This window comes from Flavobacterium dankookense, assembly GCF_004362665.1.
GTDB lineage: Bacteria > Bacteroidota > Bacteroidia > Flavobacteriales > Flavobacteriaceae > Flavobacterium > Flavobacterium dankookense.
The window spans coordinates 58,628-77,043 of sequence record NZ_SNXR01000013.1; the positions used below are offsets into that span (position 1 = coordinate 58,628).

The 18,416-nt window shown below is 28.8% G+C and carries 17 protein-coding genes; 16 read left to right on the plus strand and 1 reads right to left on the minus strand.

Annotated features, from left to right (window positions below):
- Window positions 1-2: 2 nt before the first annotated feature.
- From BC748_RS06825 to BC748_RS06890, 14 genes are all read left to right on the plus strand, one after another.
- The gene (locus BC748_RS06825) at window positions 3-926 is read left to right on the plus strand and encodes a glycosyltransferase family A protein (RefSeq protein WP_133532734.1); all 924 of its coding nucleotides are present in this window, start codon (window positions 3-5) and stop codon (window positions 924-926) included.
- Between the two features lie 3 nt (window positions 927-929).
- Window positions 930-1,919: a glycosyltransferase family 2 protein gene (locus BC748_RS06830; RefSeq protein WP_133532735.1), complete on the plus strand. Its 990-nt coding sequence runs from the start codon at window positions 930-932 to the stop codon at window positions 1,917-1,919.
- A 109-nt stretch (window positions 1,920-2,028) separates the two neighbouring features.
- Entirely contained in the window at window positions 2,029-3,195 is a 1,167-nt protein-coding gene (locus BC748_RS06835) for a pyridoxal phosphate-dependent aminotransferase (RefSeq protein ID WP_133532736.1), read from the plus strand.
- The gene (locus tag BC748_RS06840; protein WP_133532737.1) at window positions 3,183-3,719 is read left to right on the plus strand and encodes a hypothetical protein; all 537 of its coding nucleotides are present in this window, start codon (window positions 3,183-3,185) and stop codon (window positions 3,717-3,719) included. The genes BC748_RS06835 and BC748_RS06840 overlap by 13 nt, the downstream gene beginning before the upstream one ends.
- Before the next feature lie 84 nt (window positions 3,720-3,803).
- Window positions 3,804-4,811: an ATP-grasp domain-containing protein gene (locus BC748_RS06845; RefSeq protein WP_162846425.1), complete on the plus strand. Its 1,008-nt coding sequence runs from the start codon at window positions 3,804-3,806 to the stop codon at window positions 4,809-4,811.
- Window positions 4,812-4,820: 9 nt separating this feature from the next.
- Window positions 4,821-5,984 carry a glycosyltransferase family 4 protein gene (locus BC748_RS06850; protein WP_133532739.1) on the plus strand — a complete coding sequence of 388 codons (1,164 nt, stop codon included), beginning with the start codon at window positions 4,821-4,823 and terminating at the stop codon, window positions 5,982-5,984.
- A 9-nt stretch (window positions 5,985-5,993) separates the two neighbouring features.
- The gene (locus BC748_RS06855; RefSeq protein ID WP_133532740.1) at window positions 5,994-6,599 is read left to right on the plus strand and encodes a sugar transferase; all 606 of its coding nucleotides are present in this window, start codon (window positions 5,994-5,996) and stop codon (window positions 6,597-6,599) included.
- The gene (locus BC748_RS06860; protein WP_133532741.1) at window positions 6,599-7,570 is read left to right on the plus strand and encodes an ATP-grasp domain-containing protein; all 972 of its coding nucleotides are present in this window, start codon (window positions 6,599-6,601) and stop codon (window positions 7,568-7,570) included. Before BC748_RS06855 ends, BC748_RS06860 begins: the two co-directional genes overlap by 1 nt.
- Window positions 7,571-8,200 carry an HAD family hydrolase gene (locus BC748_RS06865; protein ID WP_133532742.1) on the plus strand — a complete coding sequence of 210 codons (630 nt, stop codon included), beginning with the start codon at window positions 7,571-7,573 and terminating at the stop codon, window positions 8,198-8,200.
- Window positions 8,201-8,212: 12 nt separating this feature from the next.
- On the plus strand, window positions 8,213-9,010 hold the full coding sequence (locus tag BC748_RS06870) for an FkbM family methyltransferase (protein ID WP_133532743.1): 798 nt from the start codon (window positions 8,213-8,215) through the stop codon (window positions 9,008-9,010).
- Between the two features lie 8 nt (window positions 9,011-9,018).
- Window positions 9,019-10,149, plus strand: a complete 1,131-nt coding sequence (locus BC748_RS06875; RefSeq protein ID WP_133532744.1) for a DegT/DnrJ/EryC1/StrS family aminotransferase — start codon at window positions 9,019-9,021, stop codon at window positions 10,147-10,149.
- A 65-nt stretch (window positions 10,150-10,214) separates the two neighbouring features.
- A complete protein-coding gene (locus BC748_RS06880) occupies window positions 10,215-12,161 on the plus strand; it encodes a polysaccharide biosynthesis protein (RefSeq protein ID WP_133532745.1) in 1,947 nt (648 codons plus the stop codon).
- A gap of 54 nt (window positions 12,162-12,215) precedes the next feature.
- Window positions 12,216-12,974, plus strand: a complete 759-nt coding sequence (locus BC748_RS06885) for a polysaccharide biosynthesis/export family protein (RefSeq protein WP_133532746.1) — start codon at window positions 12,216-12,218, stop codon at window positions 12,972-12,974.
- 5 nt (window positions 12,975-12,979) lie between these two features.
- Window positions 12,980-15,382 (plus strand): GumC family protein, encoded by a 2,403-nt coding sequence (locus BC748_RS06890; RefSeq protein ID WP_133532747.1) that lies wholly within the window; start codon window positions 12,980-12,982, stop codon window positions 15,380-15,382.
- On the opposite strand, the gene BC748_RS06895 is transcribed toward BC748_RS06890, so the two are convergent.
- Entirely contained in the window at window positions 15,365-16,102 is a 738-nt protein-coding gene (locus tag BC748_RS06895; RefSeq protein WP_133532748.1) for a tyrosine-protein phosphatase, read from the minus strand. The genes BC748_RS06890 and BC748_RS06895 overlap by 18 nt on opposite strands.
- A 149-nt stretch (window positions 16,103-16,251) precedes the next feature.
- On the opposite strand from BC748_RS06895, the gene BC748_RS06900 reads away from it, so the two are divergent.
- Both BC748_RS06900 and BC748_RS06905 read left to right on the plus strand, forming a co-directional pair.
- Complete coding sequence (locus BC748_RS06900; protein ID WP_133532749.1) at window positions 16,252-17,112, plus strand: ABC transporter permease; 861 nt, start codon at window positions 16,252-16,254, stop codon at window positions 17,110-17,112.
- Window positions 17,112-18,401, plus strand: coding sequence for an ABC transporter ATP-binding protein (locus BC748_RS06905; protein ID WP_133532750.1), 1,290 nt, complete (start codon window positions 17,112-17,114; stop codon window positions 18,399-18,401). Before BC748_RS06900 ends, BC748_RS06905 begins: the two co-directional genes overlap by 1 nt.
- Window positions 18,402-18,416 lie beyond the last annotated feature (15 nt).

Genomic DNA, 18,416 nt, shown 5'->3' on the forward strand with positions numbered 1-18,416 from the left:
CCATGAAAACACTTACCGTTTTTACCCCAACTTTTAATCGTGCTTATTGCTTACATCAACTTTACGAAAGTTTGGTAAGACAAAAATCTACTGATTTTTTGTGGTTAATTATTGATGATGGTTCTTCTGATGGAACTAATGAACTAGTGAAATCTTGGCAAGACCAAAACTTGATAGAAATTAGATATGATTATAAACCAAATGGTGGAATGCACACGGCTCATAACAGAGCTTATGAGTTGATTGATACAGAACTAAATATGTGCATCGATTCAGATGATTATGTAACTGATGATGCAATAGAAAAAATACTCTCATTTTGGTTAAAGAATAAAAATCCAAATGTTGGAGCAATTTATGCACTCGATGCTACGAAAGACGGATCAATTCTTGGCGATAAATATCCAGATGATTTAAAGTCTTTTCAAGGTTGGGGTTGTAAAATTGTAATCTACAATGAAAATAAAATTCATAAAGTGGTTGGCGATAAAAAATGTATTGCTGTAACAGCTTACTTAAAAAAGTATCCACCAATTCCTGTTTTTGAAGGGGAAAAGTTTTATTCCTTGTATTGGAAACAGCATTTTCTTGAACGTGATTATACCATTCTAATTCTTAACGAACCTGTTTGTATAGTTGAATATTTGCCCGATGGAGCGAGTATGAACAAATTCAAGCAATATTTTACCAATGCGAGAGGTTTTCAACATATGAGGATTATGTTGATGAAAATTTCACCTACATTCAAGCTTCGTTTTATGGAATGTATCCATTACATAAACAGTTCAATAATATTAAAAGACAAACAATTTTTTAGTAAAAGTTCTAATAAGTTGCTAACGATACTAGCCATTCCATTTGGAATTGTGCTATATTTTTACGCCAGATATAATTATGACAAGCAATTAAATTTAAACAAAAAGTAAATCATGCTCATCAGTGTCATAATACCTGTTTATAACGTAGAAAATTATATCAAAAAAGGAGTAGAAAGCGTTCTCAATCAAAGTTATACCAATTTTGAACTACTTCTCGTTAATGATGGTTCAAAAGATAACTCACCAAAAATTTGTGATGATTTTGCTTCAAAAGATAGCAGAGTAAAAGTACTTCATAAAATAAATGGTGGCGCATCCGATGCTAGAAATCAAGGAATTTTAGCTGCTAAAGGCGATTATCTGATGTTTCTTGATTCTGATGATTATTGGGATGATAATAATGCTATTCAAAAAGTTGTCAATAGATTGACGGAAAGTAAAAATGTTGATATTCTATTATTTTATTGGAAACAAATTAATTTAAACACTAACCGAGTTGAGATTTCCAATAAAAAATACCAAACTGAAATTTCCAAAAATGCAACAAAAACTGAAGTTTTAAAAAGTTTATTTGATACAGGTCTATTTCCTTCTTCCGCTGTGATAACAGTTGTTAATAGAGCGTTTATACTCCAAAACGAGCTGTTCTTTGTGAAAGGTATAAAAGCTGAAGATGTAGATTGGACTCTCAATGTTTTTAAACAGGCCAATAAAATTGATGCAATAAACGAAGATTTTTATGTTGTTTTGCTTAACAGAGAAGGAAGTGTGACTTCTACTGCTGATGTAAAAAGTATTGAAAGTATTTTGTTTATTCTCGATAAATGGTGTCCTGAATTTATAGCTAAAAACGACCCGTTAAGTCATCTTTTTTTAGGACATCTTTCGTTTCATTATAGTACTTGTTTTGTCATTTATCCCAATTTATCGAATGATGAGAAACAATTGGTAAAAAACAGGTTAATTGCCTATTTGTATTTGTTTAAATACACTCATAGCAAGAAAGCAGCACTTGTAAAATACATTATATCTTTTCTAGGAATTGAATTAGGAACTAAGCTATTAGATATCCTTTTTAGAATTAGAAAAAAAACAAGATAAAAATTTTTAGGTTTTCTAAACGTTTTTTTTAATACTCCTTTTTTAACAAAAAATTAATAAGTACTCACATTTTAACTAAATTTGCATTCTCAAGAAAACATTAATTATTATGAATTCAGAATTAAGCATCGACGTAGTCAATAAAATCAAAACATTAAAATCAGATTCGGGAACACATTCGCCTAGCATTGATACCATCTTGAATGAATGTCCTGAATTAAAAATAGGCGTTGATGCTTGTTTTTTATCAAATCCTTATGCAACTGATTTGTTTATGAAATGTCTTCATGAAGATTTGATTGATAATAACAAGTTAAGAGATGTTCTTGAATTTTATCCACCTCAAAATAGGGAAGTTGCAAAGTACATCTCCAAAGCAATAAATGTAGATTACAAAAAAATATTTGTTGGAAATGGTGCTATTGAAATTATTCAAGGTATTCTTCACAATTTTGTTGCAAAAAAAATATGCATTATTTCACCAACTTTTTCATCCTATTATGAATTTGTAAAAGATGATATAGAAATTGTATATTTTCCTCTTTTAAAGGAAGAAGAATATCTTCTTGATCCAAAAAAATATGTTGATTTCATCAAAAAGGAAAAACCAGATACTATAGCAATCATAAATCCTAATAATCCAAATGGTGGTTATTTAAAACAAGAGGATTTTCTATATATTTTATCAAGCTTGAGAGAAGTTACAAATGTTATCATTGACGAAAGTTTCATACACTTTGCATATGAAGATATAGAACTTTCACAAATTACTTCTGAAGAATTGACAGATACTTATTCCAATTTAATTATCGTTAAAAGTATGTCTAAAGATTTTGGGATTGCAGGACTTCGAGCTGGATATGCAGTTATGAATGCTGACAAAGTAGATAAGTTACTCAAAAACGGTTATTTATGGAATGTTTCTGGTTTGACTAATTATTTCTTCAAGGTATATTCTGAAAAAGAATTTATTGATAAGTATGATATTGAGCGTAAGAAATACATAATGAATACATTAATGTTTCTTAACGAATTAAAAAATATTCCAGGAATAAAAGTGTATCCTTCAAGGGCAAATTTTGCATTGGTAGAAATAGAAAACGGAATGACTTCGTTTGATTTTACTATTAGTCTTCTAATAAAATATGGAATTTATGTTAGAGATTGTTCCGACAAGATTGGTCTTGATGGTCAGTTTGTTCGTATTGCATCAAGGTCTTTCGAAGAAAACTTGTTAATTATAAAAGCAATGAAAGAACTTTTATGCGAAAAATAATTAAAGCTTTTTACAATCCTTTCATACAGTTCTATTTTAATTCACAATTAAAAACGTTTACTAAAACAAAAAAATCAAATTCATTTTTAGTTTTAGATATTGATAACACAATTGCGGATACTTGGACTAATTTAAATGGATTTAAAAAAGACAGAAATGCTTTTTTTTTAAATCTTCAACCACTTCATGGAACTTTAAATTACATCAATAATCATTTCTCAAACTTGCCAGTCATTTTTATAAGTAACAGGAATATTATTGACTATAAAGTAACAAAAAAATGGTTGATAAAAAATGGTTTTAACATGAATGATAACTTATTGATTGTTACTAATAATCCAATTGATAAAATTAAATATTTAAAATATCTTAGTAATAATTTTGAAATAATTTACTTTGATGATTTAAGTTATAATCATGAAAAAGGAAAACCGCTTTTCTTCGGAGAAGTAATAGATGAAGTAAAAAAAATGAATTTAAAATATTATGATTATCAGTTTATTTTAAATTTGAATTCAAAATAATTTAATTCCATAACAATGAAGTTTATCAATCGATTGTTTTCAAAAATTTTTGCATTTCTTTATTTATTTCTAAGAATATCTAAAATGAAATGGATTAAAAATTATGATAAAAATGCTGATACCATAATTTGGATTAAAACAAACCCTTTCACAACATTATTGCGATATCTAAAACATAACGATTTGCTGAGTGATTTTGCATTGATAGAATCTATTGCAATCAGAAATATTCCTTTTAAAATTGTTATTGGAAACAATATTGGAAAATATAATAATAAAACTATTTTCTATACTGTTTCTGAAAATTGTAATCCGTACAAAGTAGCAAATTATTCTGCAACACTTTTTCATACCGTTCATGAGCTTGAAAATCAAGGAAATAAACTTTTTCCTGAAACAAGTGAAATTGAATATTGGGAGAATAAAGCTTTTATGCAAGAACAATTTTTAAAACTTGGAATAAATCATCCCAAAACAATAATTTTAAATAGAAATTATTCGATTAATGAATTGGATAATCTTCAGTTTCCAGCATTGATAAAAGAAATACATTCCGCAGGTTCTCGTGGAATTACAAAAGTAAACTCAAAGGAAGATTTACTTAAAAATTTGGATAAAATTTGGGCAAAAGGTCATTCAAAAACTATTGTTCAAAAATTGGTTGATATGAGACGCGATTTGAGAGTTGTAATCTTAAATGGTGAAGTAATTTCGTTTTATTGGAGAGTAAATTCTAGTAAAGAGTGGAAACCAACGGCAACCTCATTTGGAAATACTACTGAATTTGGGAATTTCCCTGAACAATGGAAATCTCTATTTATTGATTTTTTACACAAAATGAATTTACCAACCGGAGCTTTTGATATTACTTGGGAAAAGGATGATTTAAATTCTCAACCTTTAGTTTTGGAGGTTAGTCCATCTTACCAATTAAATCCAAGTTTGCCTGAACGCTATAAATCAATAACTTATAAAGAATATAAAAAGAAACTCTTTGTTTCTGATGCTTACTATAAAGAATATGTTGATATAGTTTTTAATTGTAGAAAACAAATCACAAATTACTATTTTAATAAGTTGAAAAAAGCATAAAAATTGTTTATGCAAAAAAAAACTCTCATACGAATTACAACAGTTCCAATTTCACTTGAAAAATTACTTTCAGGGCAGTTAGAATATATGGGTAATCATTATAATCTAATAGCCGTTTCATCTGAAAAAGAAAATTTAGAAAAACTCGGAAAGAAAATAAACCTACCTGTTTTTTTTGTTAACCTAACACGACAAATTACACCAATAAAAGACTTGTTGGCGCTTGTGAAAATGTATTTTTTTTTCAAAAAAACAAAACCATTTATAGTGCATTCTCATACTCCAAAAGCAGGAACAATAGGAATGTTAGCTGCAAAACTCGCAGGTGTTCCAAATCGTTTACACACAGTTGCTGGTTTACCTTTATTAGAAATTGGTGGAAAAAAAAGAAAACTGTTAGATTTTGTTGAAAAACTAACTTACAGTTGCGCAACTAAAGTTTATCCAAATTCATTGGGTTTAAAAGATATAATAATCGAAAATAAGTATTGCAAAGCCAACAAATTAAAAGTTATAGGAAACGGAAGTTCTAATGGAATTGACACTTCGTTCTTTAATCCAGAATTGTACTCTTTTGAAAATAACCAAGATTTAAAAACAAAGTTAGGAATTGACCAAAACGATTTTGTCTTCATCTTTGTGGGAAGATTAGTAAAAGACAAGGGAATTAATGAGTTAATTGCTGCTTTTTCTAAACTTCAATCTCAACATAAAAACATAAAGCTCTTACTAGTAGGTGATTATGAAACCGATTTAGATCCACTTTCATCAGAAACATTAGATGAAATAACATCAAATTCATCAATAATTTCAACTGGATTTGAATATGATGTTCGACCTTATTTCGCCATTAGTAATGCCTTAGTTTTCCCAACTTATCGTGAAGGATTTCCAAATGTGGTGATGCAAGCAGGAGCAATGAATTTACCTTGTATAGTAACCAATATAAATGGTTGTAATGAAATTATCATTGAGGGAGAAAACGGAATAATTATTCCCGTTAAAAATGAAAATGCTATTTTTGAAGCTATGAATGATTGTATTCTTAAATCTGATGCAATACTAAGAATGAAAAAAAATGCACGAAAAATGATTGTGTCTCGATATGAACAACATGTAGTTTGGAAAGCAATTTTTGAGGAATATCAGTCCTTTGAAAAAAATAATCACTAAAAATTTAAAATGTACAAACATTTTTTTAAACGAGTTATAGACTTTACAGCATCACTAATTGGATTTGTTTTAGTGTTACCTTTATTTATTCTAATAGTATTATTTTTAACAATTGCCAATGATGGAAAGCCTTTTTTCTTCCAAAAACGTCCAGGAAAAAATGGTAAAGTATTCAGAATAGTTAAGTTTAAAACTATGAATGACAAAAAAGATAAGGATGGAAAGTTACTTTCTGATGAAGTAAGATTAACTGCAGTAGGTAAATTTGTTCGAAAAACTTCATTAGATGAAATTCCTCAGCTTTTAAATGTAATTATTGGAGATATGAGCTTAATTGGACCAAGACCATTATTAACGGACTATTTACATTTATATAATGATTTTCAAAATCGTCGACATGAAGTAAAACCCGGAATAACAGGTTGGGCACAAGTCAATGGTAGAAATGCCATATCATGGGACAAAAAATTTGAATATGATGTTTGGTATGTGGATAATATTGGTTTTTTACTCGACTGCAAAATAATTTTAAAAACAGTTCAAAAAGTAATCCAAAGCGAAGGAATAAATGCCCAAGATGGAAATACAATAGAACCATTTAATGGATATAATTAATGAATAATATACTAATAACATCAGCTGGACGTCGTGTTTCTTTGGTCCGATTTTTTCAAAAAGAATTGAAAAGCGTTTTTGCTGAAGCAAAAGTTTTTACTACAGATGCAAATCCAGATTATGCTTCAGCGTGTCGAATTTCGGATGGTTATTTTAAAATGCAACGCGTCACCGAACCAAATTATATCGACGATTTGCTACAATTAGCGATAGAAAATGGTGTTAAAATTATTGTCCCAACCATAGATACTGAGTTACTTATTCTTTCTAAAAACATTGAAGTATTCAAGTCAAAGGGAATAGAGGTCGTGATTTCGGATTATGAAATAATGAAAATATTCAGAGACAAGAGATTAACACATCAATTTTTTGAAAAATATGGTATTAATTGTGCCAAAGAATATTCTAAAGAAAATTATCAGTTACCTATTTATATCAAACCTTACGACGGAAGTAGAAGTGTAGATAACTTTATTATTACAACTCAAGAACAATTAACCGATTATCATTTTCAAAATGACAAACTACTATTTCTTGAATACTTGGATCACAAAAAACATACAGAGTTCACTATTGATTTATACTATGATAAGAATTCGGATTTAAAATGTTTTGTTCCAAGACAACGAATTGAAGTTCGTGACGGTGAAGTGAATAAAGCCGTAACAAAAGACGCATTTTTTATACCAGAAATTTGGAAAAAAATGCAACATATTGACGGTTTTCGAGGTTGTATAACGTTTCAAGTTTTCGTTAATTTAGAGACGCAGCAAATATTTGGAATAGAAATAAATCCTCGTTTTGGTGGCGGTTATCCTTTGAGTTATTTAGCAAAAGCTAATTTTCCTAGATGGATTATTCAAGAATATATGATGGAAAATCAAGGTGTTGAAGTTTTTAATGATTGGGAAAAAAACTTGATGATGCTTCGATATGATGATGAAATTCTAATACATAATTTTAATCACTAAATGACTAAAACTGTTGTTTTTGACCTTGATGATACCATCGTTAAAGAAATTGAATACCTCAAATCGGCATTTAATTCGATTGCTGAATATGTTGATATTAAAAACGAAACTCTTTTCGAACAGATGATGGAATGGTATTTTGATAAACAAAACGTCTTTCAAAATATTATTAATCAATATCAAAACATCGAAATTCAAACATTAAAAAATATTTACAGAAATCATTTTCCAAATTTTAATTCACAATCAGAAGAACGAAATCTTTTAATTGATTTAAAAAATAAAGGATATAAATTAGGATTAATTACTGACGGATTTTCAATTACACAGCGTAACAAAATCAAAGCTTTAAACATTGAAAATTTATTTGATTTAATTATAATTTCAGAAGAATTTGGAAGTGAGAAACCAAATAAAAAAAACTATGAAGTTTTTCATAAATTCAAAACAGATGATTACTACTATATTGGTGATAATGTTAAAAAAGACTTTGTTACTCCAAATGAATTGGGATGGAAAACAATTTGTATTTTAGATGATGGAAATAATATCCATAAACAAGATTTTAATAAAGAAGTACTATATTTACCGCAGATTAGACTTTCTAATCTTTTAGATATCAATCTATAATTTAAACACATTATGTTACGAAAAATTGTCCTTAAAATTTTAAAAGCTACTGCAAAAGATATAACTATCACACATCACTATACTCATAAAAAATTCATGCTTAATTCCTATAACCACAAAGGTTATTGGTATCATGGAAAAAAACGTGAAGAAGAAACCGTTGCCATGTTCAAAAAATGGATTTCTAAAGATAATTATGTTTTAGAAATTGGTGGTCATATTGGATATTTTTCAACTTTTTATGCAGATTTGGTTGGCGATAAAGGTAAAGTTGTAGTTTTTGAGCCGAGCAACGAAAATTTGAAATACCTTACTAAGAACATTGATTTTTTAGATGAAAATTTAAAAAGTATTATATCAATTGTTCAAAAAGGTGCAGGAGATATTGTGGGAGAATTAGATTTTTATATTGATCCAATTTCGGGACAAAACAATTCTTTTGTTAAAGATTTTGACGGATTTAAAACGAGTAGAGCACATTCAGCAGATACAAATGTAGATGTTGAAGTGCAAAAAGTGCCTGTAATTACTTTAGATAGTTTTTATGAAAATGAAACTAAGTTTCCCGATTTTGTTAAGATAGATGTTGAAGGATTTGAATGGAATGTCATTCAAGGTTTTAAGCAGACTATTGAAAAAGCCAAGCCAAACTTAATGATTGAAATTCAGAGTGATGAAGATAAAATCATAAACTATTTCAAAGGAATAGGTTATATTATTTATAACGATAAATTAGAGAGTATAAATTCTATTGAAGATTACAAAAGAAAACGTAGTGCAAATATTTTTTTCAAATGGGGACAAAAATAGAAGATATTTTGAAAACTAAAATCTGGCTTTCTTCACCACATATGGGTGGAAATGAACAAAATTATGTCAAAGAAGCATTTGATACCAATTGGGTTGCACCACTAGGTCCAAATGTTACTGGTTTTGAACAAGATTTAGAAAAATTTCTCAATGAAGATGTACATATTGCTGCATTAAGTTCAGGAACAGCGGCGTTACATTTAGGATTAATATTATTAGGAGTAAAGGCTGGTGATGAAGTAATTTGTCAAAGTTTTACCTTTTCAGCTTCCGCCAACCCAATTGTATATCTTGGTGCAACACCTGTTTTTATCGATAGTGAAATAGAAACTTGGAATATGTGTCCAGTTGCCCTTGAAGATGCAATTAAAGATAGAATATCTAAAGGTAAAACACCAAAAGCTATTATCCCAGTTCATTTATACGGAATGCCATATAAAGCAGATGAAATAAGATCAATTGCAAACAAATATAATATTCCAATCCTTGAAGATAGCGCTGAAGCTTTAGGAAGTCATTACAAAGGAAAAATGTGTGGAACGTTTGGAGATATTGCAGCTTTATCATTTAATGGAAATAAAATTATTACAACTTCTGGTGGTGGAGCTTTGGTTTCTCATTCAAAAGAAATAAAAGAAAAAGCTGTTTTCTTAGCAACACAAGCAAGAGATAATGCGCCTCATTACCAACATTCCGAGATTGGATATAATTACAGATTGAGTAATATTTCTGCAGGAATTGGAAGAGGACAAATGGAAGTCCTTCAAAAACACATTAATTTAAGAAGAGAAATGCACGACTTTTATAAGTCTATTTTTAAAGATAATGATGCAATAACCGTGTTTCAAGAACCAAATTCAGACTATTTTTCAAACCATTGGTTATCTTGCATTACCATAAATTCTGATAAACTAGGAAAATCAAGAGAAGAGATTCGACTTGAGCTTGAAAAAGAAAACATAGAATCAAGACCACTTTGGAAACCAATGCATTTGCAACCAATATTTAAGGATTATCCATACTACGGCGGGAAAATATCTGAAACATTATTTGAAACAGGTCTTTGTTTGCCGTCTGGTTCAAATTTGAATAACGATGATAAGAATAGAATTAAAGAAGTTTTTCAACGATTTTTTTAATATTTATATTTAAAAATGTCTTTAATGTTAATTTTATCTTAAATTTGTTAGTCGAATAGTATTATATGGGTAACTCTACTTTTTCAGAAATAAAAAATAACGTAATAAGTAAACGCTTTAGCAATATTGGTTATTTACCAAGATGGATAATATTTGCTATCGATGTGTTTATTGTTATAACAGCTATTATTGTAACCTATGTTATTTTAGATAGTTTGTCTGTTATCTATACTAGTCAACTTGAAAGACCATTTCGGGCAGGAATAATTATTCTTGTTAATGCAATGTTTTTTCTTTTTTATAGAACCTACTCAGGAATTATTAGACATTCAACTTTTATTGATGGAGTTAAGCTACTAGTTGCTACAACATCGTCTTATTTATTTTTATTAACGGTAAATTATTCATTAGTTTTCTTTTTCAAAATAAAGATTTTTCTATCAACAAGTTTGTTTATTACCTATGTAATTTCATTTTTATTATTATTTTTATTCAGGATTTTAGTCAAAAACTTTTTCGAAAAATATCTTCAATCTGACGATAAAGTTAAATTGGTTAAAGCTGTAATTTATGGAGCAGATGCTAATGCTATTTCTGTTGCCAATGCTTTAAGAACAGAAAAACCATCACGTTTTAAGTTAGTTGCATTTATTGATAAATATAAAAAAGTAAAAACATCCAAGAGCATTCTAAATTTACCGATTATAAATCAATCTAAAAAAGTTCACGTAATTTTAAGAAGTTTAGGAGCTGAAGCTTTAATCATTGCAGAAAAAAGTTTGTCAAAAGAAGAAACAATTGCACTAGTTGAGGAATGTTTAGAATATAATTTCAAAGTTTTTACAGTTCCATTAATAACAGATTGGGAAGACCAAAAGCAGATATCCAATCAGTTAAAGAACTTTGCTATTGAAGACTTATTAGAACGAAAACCCATTTTATTAGATAATCATGGAATTTCATCTCAAATAAAAGGTAAAACAGTTTTAATAACAGGTGGAGCAGGTTCTATTGGAAGTGAAATAGTTAGACAAGTAATAAATTTTGAACCACACAAAATTGTTATTCTTGACCAAGCCGAATCGCCATTACATAATTTAAAATTAGAGATTTCTGAGTTTGCAGATAAAATAAAAATTAGAACGGTTTTAGCGGATGTTAAAGATTTTGTAGCTGTTGAAAATGTTTTCAAAAAATTTAAACCAGATTTTGTTTATCATGCTGCTGCCTACAAGCACGTTCCTTTAATGGAGGAAAATCCATCACAAGCAGTTTTTACAAATGTTATCGGAACAAAAAACTTAGCCGATTTATCGAGTAAATATTTAGTAGAAAAATTTGTTTTGATTTCTACTGATAAAGCAGTAAATCCAAGTAGTGTGATGGGAGCAAGTAAACGAATTGCAGAAAAATATGTACAATCTTTAAATTTTTATTTAGCAAATTCTAAAAGAGAAAATAAAACAAAATTCATCACTACTAGATTTGGAAATGTATTAGGTTCTAATGGCTCAATTGTTCCATTATTTACAAAACAAATACAAGAAGGCGGACCACTTACCATTACACATCCAGAGATTATTAGATATTTCATGACAATACCAGAAGCTTGTCAACTTGTTCTTGAAGCAGGTGCAATGGGACAAGGCGGAGAAATCTATATTTTTGATATGGGTAAACCAGTTAAAATAATTGATCTTGCAAACAAGATGATACGCTTAGCAGGTTTTATACCAGATAAGGAAATTAAAATAAAAATTATTGGTTTGCGTCCAGGTGAAAAATTATATGAAGAATTATTGAATGATACTTCAAAAACTCTGCCAACCCACAATGAAAAAATTCTTATTGGACAAGATAATTTTGATAAATTTGAAGAAGTAGATATTCTAGTTAATGAATTAATTGCGACTTCAAAAAAAGCATCAAATGATGAAATAGTTGGTTTGATGAAAAAAATTGTCCCAGAATTCAAAAGTATGAATTCAATTTTTGAAACTCTTGATGCATAATTCAACTTTACTATAAGATAAATCGTTAACTTTGCATTCTTTATAATATTTAATATGAAATTCTCTAATGTACTAGCAACATTATTAAGTGTTTGCCTTTTTTTATCATGTGCTTCTAGAAAAGACATTGCTTATTTACAAGATGTAGATAACCAAACTTTAGCTAATACTAGTTATGAGCCAATAATAAAATCTGATGATTTGTTGAGCGTAATAGTTGCAGCATCACAACCTGATCTAACTATACCTTTCAATTTACCTCAAGTTCAAGGAAATTATCAAGATGGTGATAGTCAGGCTGGAATAAAAACATATTTAGTTGATAGTGAAGGGAATATTGATTTTCCTGTGATAGGGAAAGTAAAGTTAGGTGGGTTAACTAGAACTCAAGCAAAAAATTTGTTAGAAGAAAAAATTAAAGAATACATAATTAATCCTTCTGTTAATTTAAGAATGTTAAACTATAAAATATCGGTTTTAGGAGAAGTTAATAAGCCAAATACATATAAAATAGTTAGTGAACGCATTACAATATTAGAAGCTTTAAGTTTAGCAGGTGATTTGACAATTTATGGGAAAAGAGATAACATATTGGTTATAAGAGAAATTGATGGTAAAAAAACTTTCAATAGATTGAATTTAACTAATAAAGATTTTGTTTCCTCACCATTTTATTACTTAAATCAAAATGATGTAGTTTTAGTTGAACCTAATAAAACAAAAATGAATTCATCAGTTATTGGGCCAAATATTTCAGTTACAATATCTGCACTATCATTAATTACCACAATTGCAATTATTCTATTTAGATAAAAATTATGCAAGAACACCAATCTTTTAACAATAAAACAAACGATGAAAGTTTAAATATCAGAGAACAATTTGATAAATATTTTATTCATTGGAAATGGTTTTTATTATCAATAATTATTTGTTTTATAATAGCACTTTTATATTTAAGATATACGGTTCCACAGTATAGTGCATCAGCAACAATATTAGTGAAAGATGAAAGAAAAGGTGGAATCCAATCAGAGTTAAGTGCTTTTTCTGAATTAGGTTTTGTTAAAAATGTAAAAAACAATGTTGATAACGAAATTGAGATAATAAAATCTAGAAACATCATCAACCAAGCAGTTAAAAGCTTAAACTTAAACGTTGAATATTTTGCAGAAGGACGAGTTAAATCTGTTGAGTTGTATAATGAAAGTCCAATAGAGGTTAGATTCTTTGAACCAAATGATAGCTTTTATAACAAAAATTTTAGCTACGAAGTTATATATTTAAGTGCAAATCATTTTGAACTAAAAAAATATCAAGGAAAGTCATTAGGTAAATTTAATTTTGGCTCAATAGTTAATTTACCAGAAGCCAAACTCGTTGTAACAAAGAAACCTTTTATTACTAAATACATAACAAAAGAAGACTATAAAATAATAGTTAAAGTTAATAAATTAGCTAATGTTGTTCAGAAGTATAGAAGTAAAATAAATATCACACCGCTAAGTAAAAACTCTAGTGTTGTAGAACTTTCAATGAATGATCCAGTTGCTGATAAAGCAGAAGATTTACTAGATGCAGTTATTGAAAACTATAACAAAGATGCAATAGAAGATAAAAAATATGTTTCGTTAAACACACAAAAGTTTATAAACGACAGATTAAAATATATCACAGAAGAACTCGGTGATGTTGAAAAACAAGGAGAAGATTTCAAAACAAATAACAGAATCACAGAAATTACTGCTGATGCTGAATTGTATATTCAAAATTCTGCACTTTTCGAAAAATCACTTATAGAAACCGAAACTCAAATTAGGATAATACAATCCATGATTGCCTATTTGAATAGTTCACCAACTGACGAAATTATACCTAGCAATATTATTCCACAAGATAATAACGCTTCGATAATGATAAATGATTTTAATGAAGTAGTTATAAGAAGAAATAGAGTTCTAGGTAGTGGAACTGTTAAAAATCAGAGAGTTATTGATTTAAATGCAGAGATTGATGAAAAAAGAAGGAACATTAAAGAAAGTTTAGCACGACTTTTAGAAACCTATAAAATCAAAAGAGAAGATTTACAAAAGCAAGATAGATCGTTAAATAATAAAATTTCTAAAATACCTAATCAATCTAGAGAACTTACAAGTATTGGAAGACAACAACAGATAAAAGAATCGCTTTATCTATATCTTTTGCAAAAAAGGGAAGAAATTGGAATTTCTTTAGCAGTTGCTGCACCAAATTCTAAACTTATAGACTCAGCATTAGCTACAAGTTCTCCAGTTTCACCAAATAGAAACTTTGTTTTATTGGGAGCAATTATCGCCGGATTGTTGATTCCATTTCTGATTTTATTTGTATTAGATTTATTAGATACAAAAATCAAAAATAGACAAGACATTGAATCTAAAACAAACATTCCATTCCTTGGTGATATACCAAAATCAGAAACACAAGATGAATTGATAAATGCAAGTAGCCGATCTAGTTCAGCAGAAGCCATTCGAATAGTTAGAACAAATTTAGAATTCATGCTAAATAATGTTCCAGCTGATAAAGCTAAAACAATATTTGTAACATCAACTTTACCTAAAGAAGGAAAAACGTTTGTAGCATTAAATCTTGCTAGTACAATTGCACTTTCAAATAAAAAAGTATTACTAATAGGTTTAGATATTAGAAATCCTAAAATTGATAAATATGTCAACATTCCTTCAAAAGGATTGACTAATTATTTAGCAAAAGCCAACCAAGATGTAAAAGATTTTATTGTAAAAATTGATAATTTCGAAAACTTCTATATTCTACCGTCTGGAATTATTCCACCAAATCCAGTTGATTTATTGATGAGCGATAAAATAGGAGAGTTATTTGACACTTTTAAAAATCAATACGATTATATTATTGTAGATACAGCGCCAGTTAGTTTAGTAACAGATACTTTATTAGTAGCTAAATATGCTGATTTGTTTATCTATGTTATGAGAGCTAATTATTTAGATAAAAGACTTATAAAAGTAGCTGACAGTTTCTATCAAGAAAAGAAATTACCAAATATGGCAGTACTTTTAAATGACACTATTTGGAGAAAAACCTATGGTTATGGCTATGGTTATGCTTACGGCTATGGATACGGCTATGGTTATGGTTATGGAAACGATGTAGAGCAAACAAAAAAATCGTGGAAAGATAAACTATGGATGAAAAAATAGATTTTTATCAATAGCAAACTTTAGTGCTTCAGTATTTTTAATTGAAACTTTTTTATAAAAAGATTGAATGTGATTAGTATGATGAACATCACTACCAACAAAATCTATCATTCCTTTTTGCAAAAGTTTATCAGCAATTGAAGTGATATTTTTTCCATAATAATCAACTGTTGATAATAAGTTGAGTTGAAACAGACATCCTGTTTTTTTAAGTTTTTCGTACTCGGAAAAATTATTGTGATAGAAATTATAACGCTCAGGATGTGCTAAAATCGGCTTATACCCTGCAAGTTGAATTTCAAAAATTATATCATACAATTGAATTGGAGGATTTAAATAAGACATTTCGATTAGGATAAAATTACCCTTTAAAGTCAACAACTTTTCAGTTTCCAATCTTTTCATAAAGAAAGAATCTATCATATATTCTGCTGCCACATTAAACGACGAAAAAAGTTCTTCTTTTTCTAGTTTACTAAATACGGATTCGTAATGCTTTTTTATATTTTCTTCCGTATTGTCCCATACATTGGTTATGATATGTGGAGTTGTAATGAAATGATTGTATCCAAAACTTTTCAATTCTAACATTAAATTTCGCGTATCGTCAATTGTTTTAGCTCCATCATCTATTCCTGGTAGTAAATGAGAATGAATGTCAACAAAATTATTTGGAATTAAATCCTTTAAAACGGGTTTTTGTTTAAAAAAAGAAATCAAAATTTTAAATATTTAGAACGGTAAAAATAACTAATATTTTAAAGTTATGTAACGATTAATTATCAAATAAATATGTATTAATCGTTTCATAGGATTTTGTTATTTATATATTTGCAATAATAAGTTTTTCAAACATTAAAAATAGATTAATGCAACACATTCAACCTGAAAAATGGGACTTAGTTATCAAAGGTCATACATCACTTTTTGATGTAAAGTTTAAAGATCTTTGGCATTATAGAGATTTATTGGCGATGTTTGTCAAAAGAGATTTTGTTAGTTTTTATAAGCAAACAATACTTGGTCCACTTTGGTTTTTTATTCAACCTATTTTTACTACTATAGTTTTTTCATTTGTATTTGGTAACCTTGCAGGAATTAGTACTGATGGTGCGCCAAAATATCTTTTCTATTTAACAGGAATAACATCATGGGCTTATTTTTCAGATTGCCTTACTAAAACAAGTACCGTTTTTAGGGACAATGCTAATATTTTTGGAAAAGTATATTTTCCAAGATTAATTATGCCATTAAGTATTGTTGTTAGTAATTTGGTTCGATTTGGAGTGCAATTACTTTTGCTAATTTGCATGATGATTTATTTCTACTTTTTTCCCGAAGGAACATTTCACATTACACCTGCAATACTTCTCTTCCCAGTTCTAGTGCTATTAATGGCGTTACTTGGTTTAGGATTAGGTTTAATCATCACTGCAATGACTACAAAATATAGAGATTTAACTTTCTTAGTGACTTTTGGAGTTCAATTATTAATGTATGCCACTACGGTGATTTATCCTTTAAGTTACGCAAGAGAAAAAGGATATGATCATATAGTACAATTAAACCCTATGACAGGAGTTATTGAAGCTTTTCGTTACGCTTTTTTGGGAACAGGTGAGTTTACTGCCGCAAGTCTTGGCTATTCTGCTGTTGTGACCATTATAATTTTATTTTTAGGAATAATCATTTTTAATAAAACAGAGAAAAACTTTGTTGATACAATCTAATGAGTAACAAAATAATAAAAGTAGAAAATTTATCCAAAGCATATCAAATTGGGCAAATAGGAACTGGAACAATCTCAAAGGATTTAGAGCGTTTCTGGGTTACAAAAGTGCTTGGAAAAGAAGATCCATTTCTGAGAATAGGGGAAACTAATGATAGAAGTGTAAAGGGAGAAAGCAACATCGTATGGTCATTGCGAGATATTAATTTTGAAATAAATCAAGGCGATGCAGTAGGTATTATTGGAAAAAACGGTGCAGGAAAAAGTACACTTTTAAAGCTTTTATCTAGAGTAACTTCTCCAACAACAGGCGAAATAAAAGTCAAAGGTAGAATAGCAAGTTTACTTGAAGTAGGAACAGGTTTTCATCCAGAATTAACAGGTAGAGAAAATGTCTATCTCAATGGAGCAATTCTCGGAATGCGAAAAAAAGAAATCACCAGAAAACTTGATGAAATTATTGATTTCTCTGGAGTTGAACGATATATTGACACTCCTGTGAAAAGATATTCATCAGGAATGTATGTGCGTTTAGCATTTGCTGTTGCAGCTCATCTAGAGAGTGAAATTCTAATTGTAGATGAGGTTCTAGCAGTTGGAGATGCAGAATTTCAAAAAAAATGTCTCGGAAAAATGAGTGACATCAGTAAAGGACAAGGAAGAACAGTTCTTTTTGTTAGCCACAATATGGCTGCTGTAAAAAGCTTATGTAATAGTGGAATAGTTCTAGAAAACGGCAAAGTAGTATATCAAGGAGAAAGCGATGATGCAGTTAATTTTTATCTATCAAATTCATCAAAAACAAAAGATATTTCACTCCAAAATCGATTAGATAGATTGGGCAATTTAAAATTAAAAGTTGTAGGAGTTGATTTTTTAAACGATAAAAATCAAAGTGTAACTCAAGTAATATCGGGTGAACTTTTGAAAGTAAGATTGCATATTGAGAAAAGAAGTTTTGTTGACTTATCGAAATTATTTGTCGGGATTGCTTTTTTCGATAATCAAGAAAATAGAGTTCTTTCTTTTTTTAGTGATGAAATGGCTTCAGATTTTACTAATCTTGAAAAAAGCAATTATATTGAATTAAATATACCTAAATTTTTCATTCGCGCCGGAGGTTATGATTTAACAATTCAATTAAGTGATGGTTCAACTCGGGCAGATTCTTTTATTGATGTTGTTGAAAAAGCAGCTGAAATATTTGTACTTCCTGGAGATATTTGGCAAACAGGCAAGACTAATAGAGCTGGGACATATGCAGTTCTACCAGGTTTTTTTGAGAGCTAAACATTATAATATCTA

What these genes read in the sequence shown, in the direction of transcription:
- BC748_RS06825 (WP_133532734.1), top strand. Translation starts at nt 3, where the DNA reads ATGAAAACACTTACCGTTTTTACCCCAACTTTTAATCGTGCTTATTGC.
- BC748_RS06830 (WP_133532735.1), top strand. Translation starts at nt 930, where the DNA reads ATGCTCATCAGTGTCATAATACCTGTTTATAACGTAGAAAATTATATC.
- BC748_RS06835 (WP_133532736.1), top strand. Translation starts at nt 2,029, where the DNA reads ATGAATTCAGAATTAAGCATCGACGTAGTCAATAAAATCAAAACATTA.
- BC748_RS06840 (WP_133532737.1), top strand. Translation starts at nt 3,183, where the DNA reads ATGCGAAAAATAATTAAAGCTTTTTACAATCCTTTCATACAGTTCTAT.
- BC748_RS06845 (WP_162846425.1), top strand. Translation starts at nt 3,804, where the DNA reads ATGAAATGGATTAAAAATTATGATAAAAATGCTGATACCATAATTTGG.
- BC748_RS06850 (WP_133532739.1), top strand. Translation starts at nt 4,821, where the DNA reads ATGCAAAAAAAAACTCTCATACGAATTACAACAGTTCCAATTTCACTT.
- BC748_RS06855 (WP_133532740.1), top strand. Translation starts at nt 5,994, where the DNA reads ATGTACAAACATTTTTTTAAACGAGTTATAGACTTTACAGCATCACTA.
- BC748_RS06860 (WP_133532741.1), top strand. Translation starts at nt 6,599, where the DNA reads ATGAATAATATACTAATAACATCAGCTGGACGTCGTGTTTCTTTGGTC.
- BC748_RS06865 (WP_133532742.1), top strand. Translation starts at nt 7,571, where the DNA reads ATGACTAAAACTGTTGTTTTTGACCTTGATGATACCATCGTTAAAGAA.
- BC748_RS06870 (WP_133532743.1), top strand. Translation starts at nt 8,213, where the DNA reads ATGTTACGAAAAATTGTCCTTAAAATTTTAAAAGCTACTGCAAAAGAT.
- BC748_RS06880 (WP_133532745.1), top strand. Translation starts at nt 10,215, where the DNA reads ATGGGTAACTCTACTTTTTCAGAAATAAAAAATAACGTAATAAGTAAA.
- BC748_RS06885 (WP_133532746.1), top strand. Translation starts at nt 12,216, where the DNA reads ATGAAATTCTCTAATGTACTAGCAACATTATTAAGTGTTTGCCTTTTT.
- BC748_RS06890 (WP_133532747.1), top strand. Translation starts at nt 12,980, where the DNA reads ATGCAAGAACACCAATCTTTTAACAATAAAACAAACGATGAAAGTTTA.
- BC748_RS06900 (WP_133532749.1), top strand. Translation starts at nt 16,252, where the DNA reads ATGCAACACATTCAACCTGAAAAATGGGACTTAGTTATCAAAGGTCAT.
- BC748_RS06905 (WP_133532750.1), top strand. Translation starts at nt 17,112, where the DNA reads ATGAGTAACAAAATAATAAAAGTAGAAAATTTATCCAAAGCATATCAA.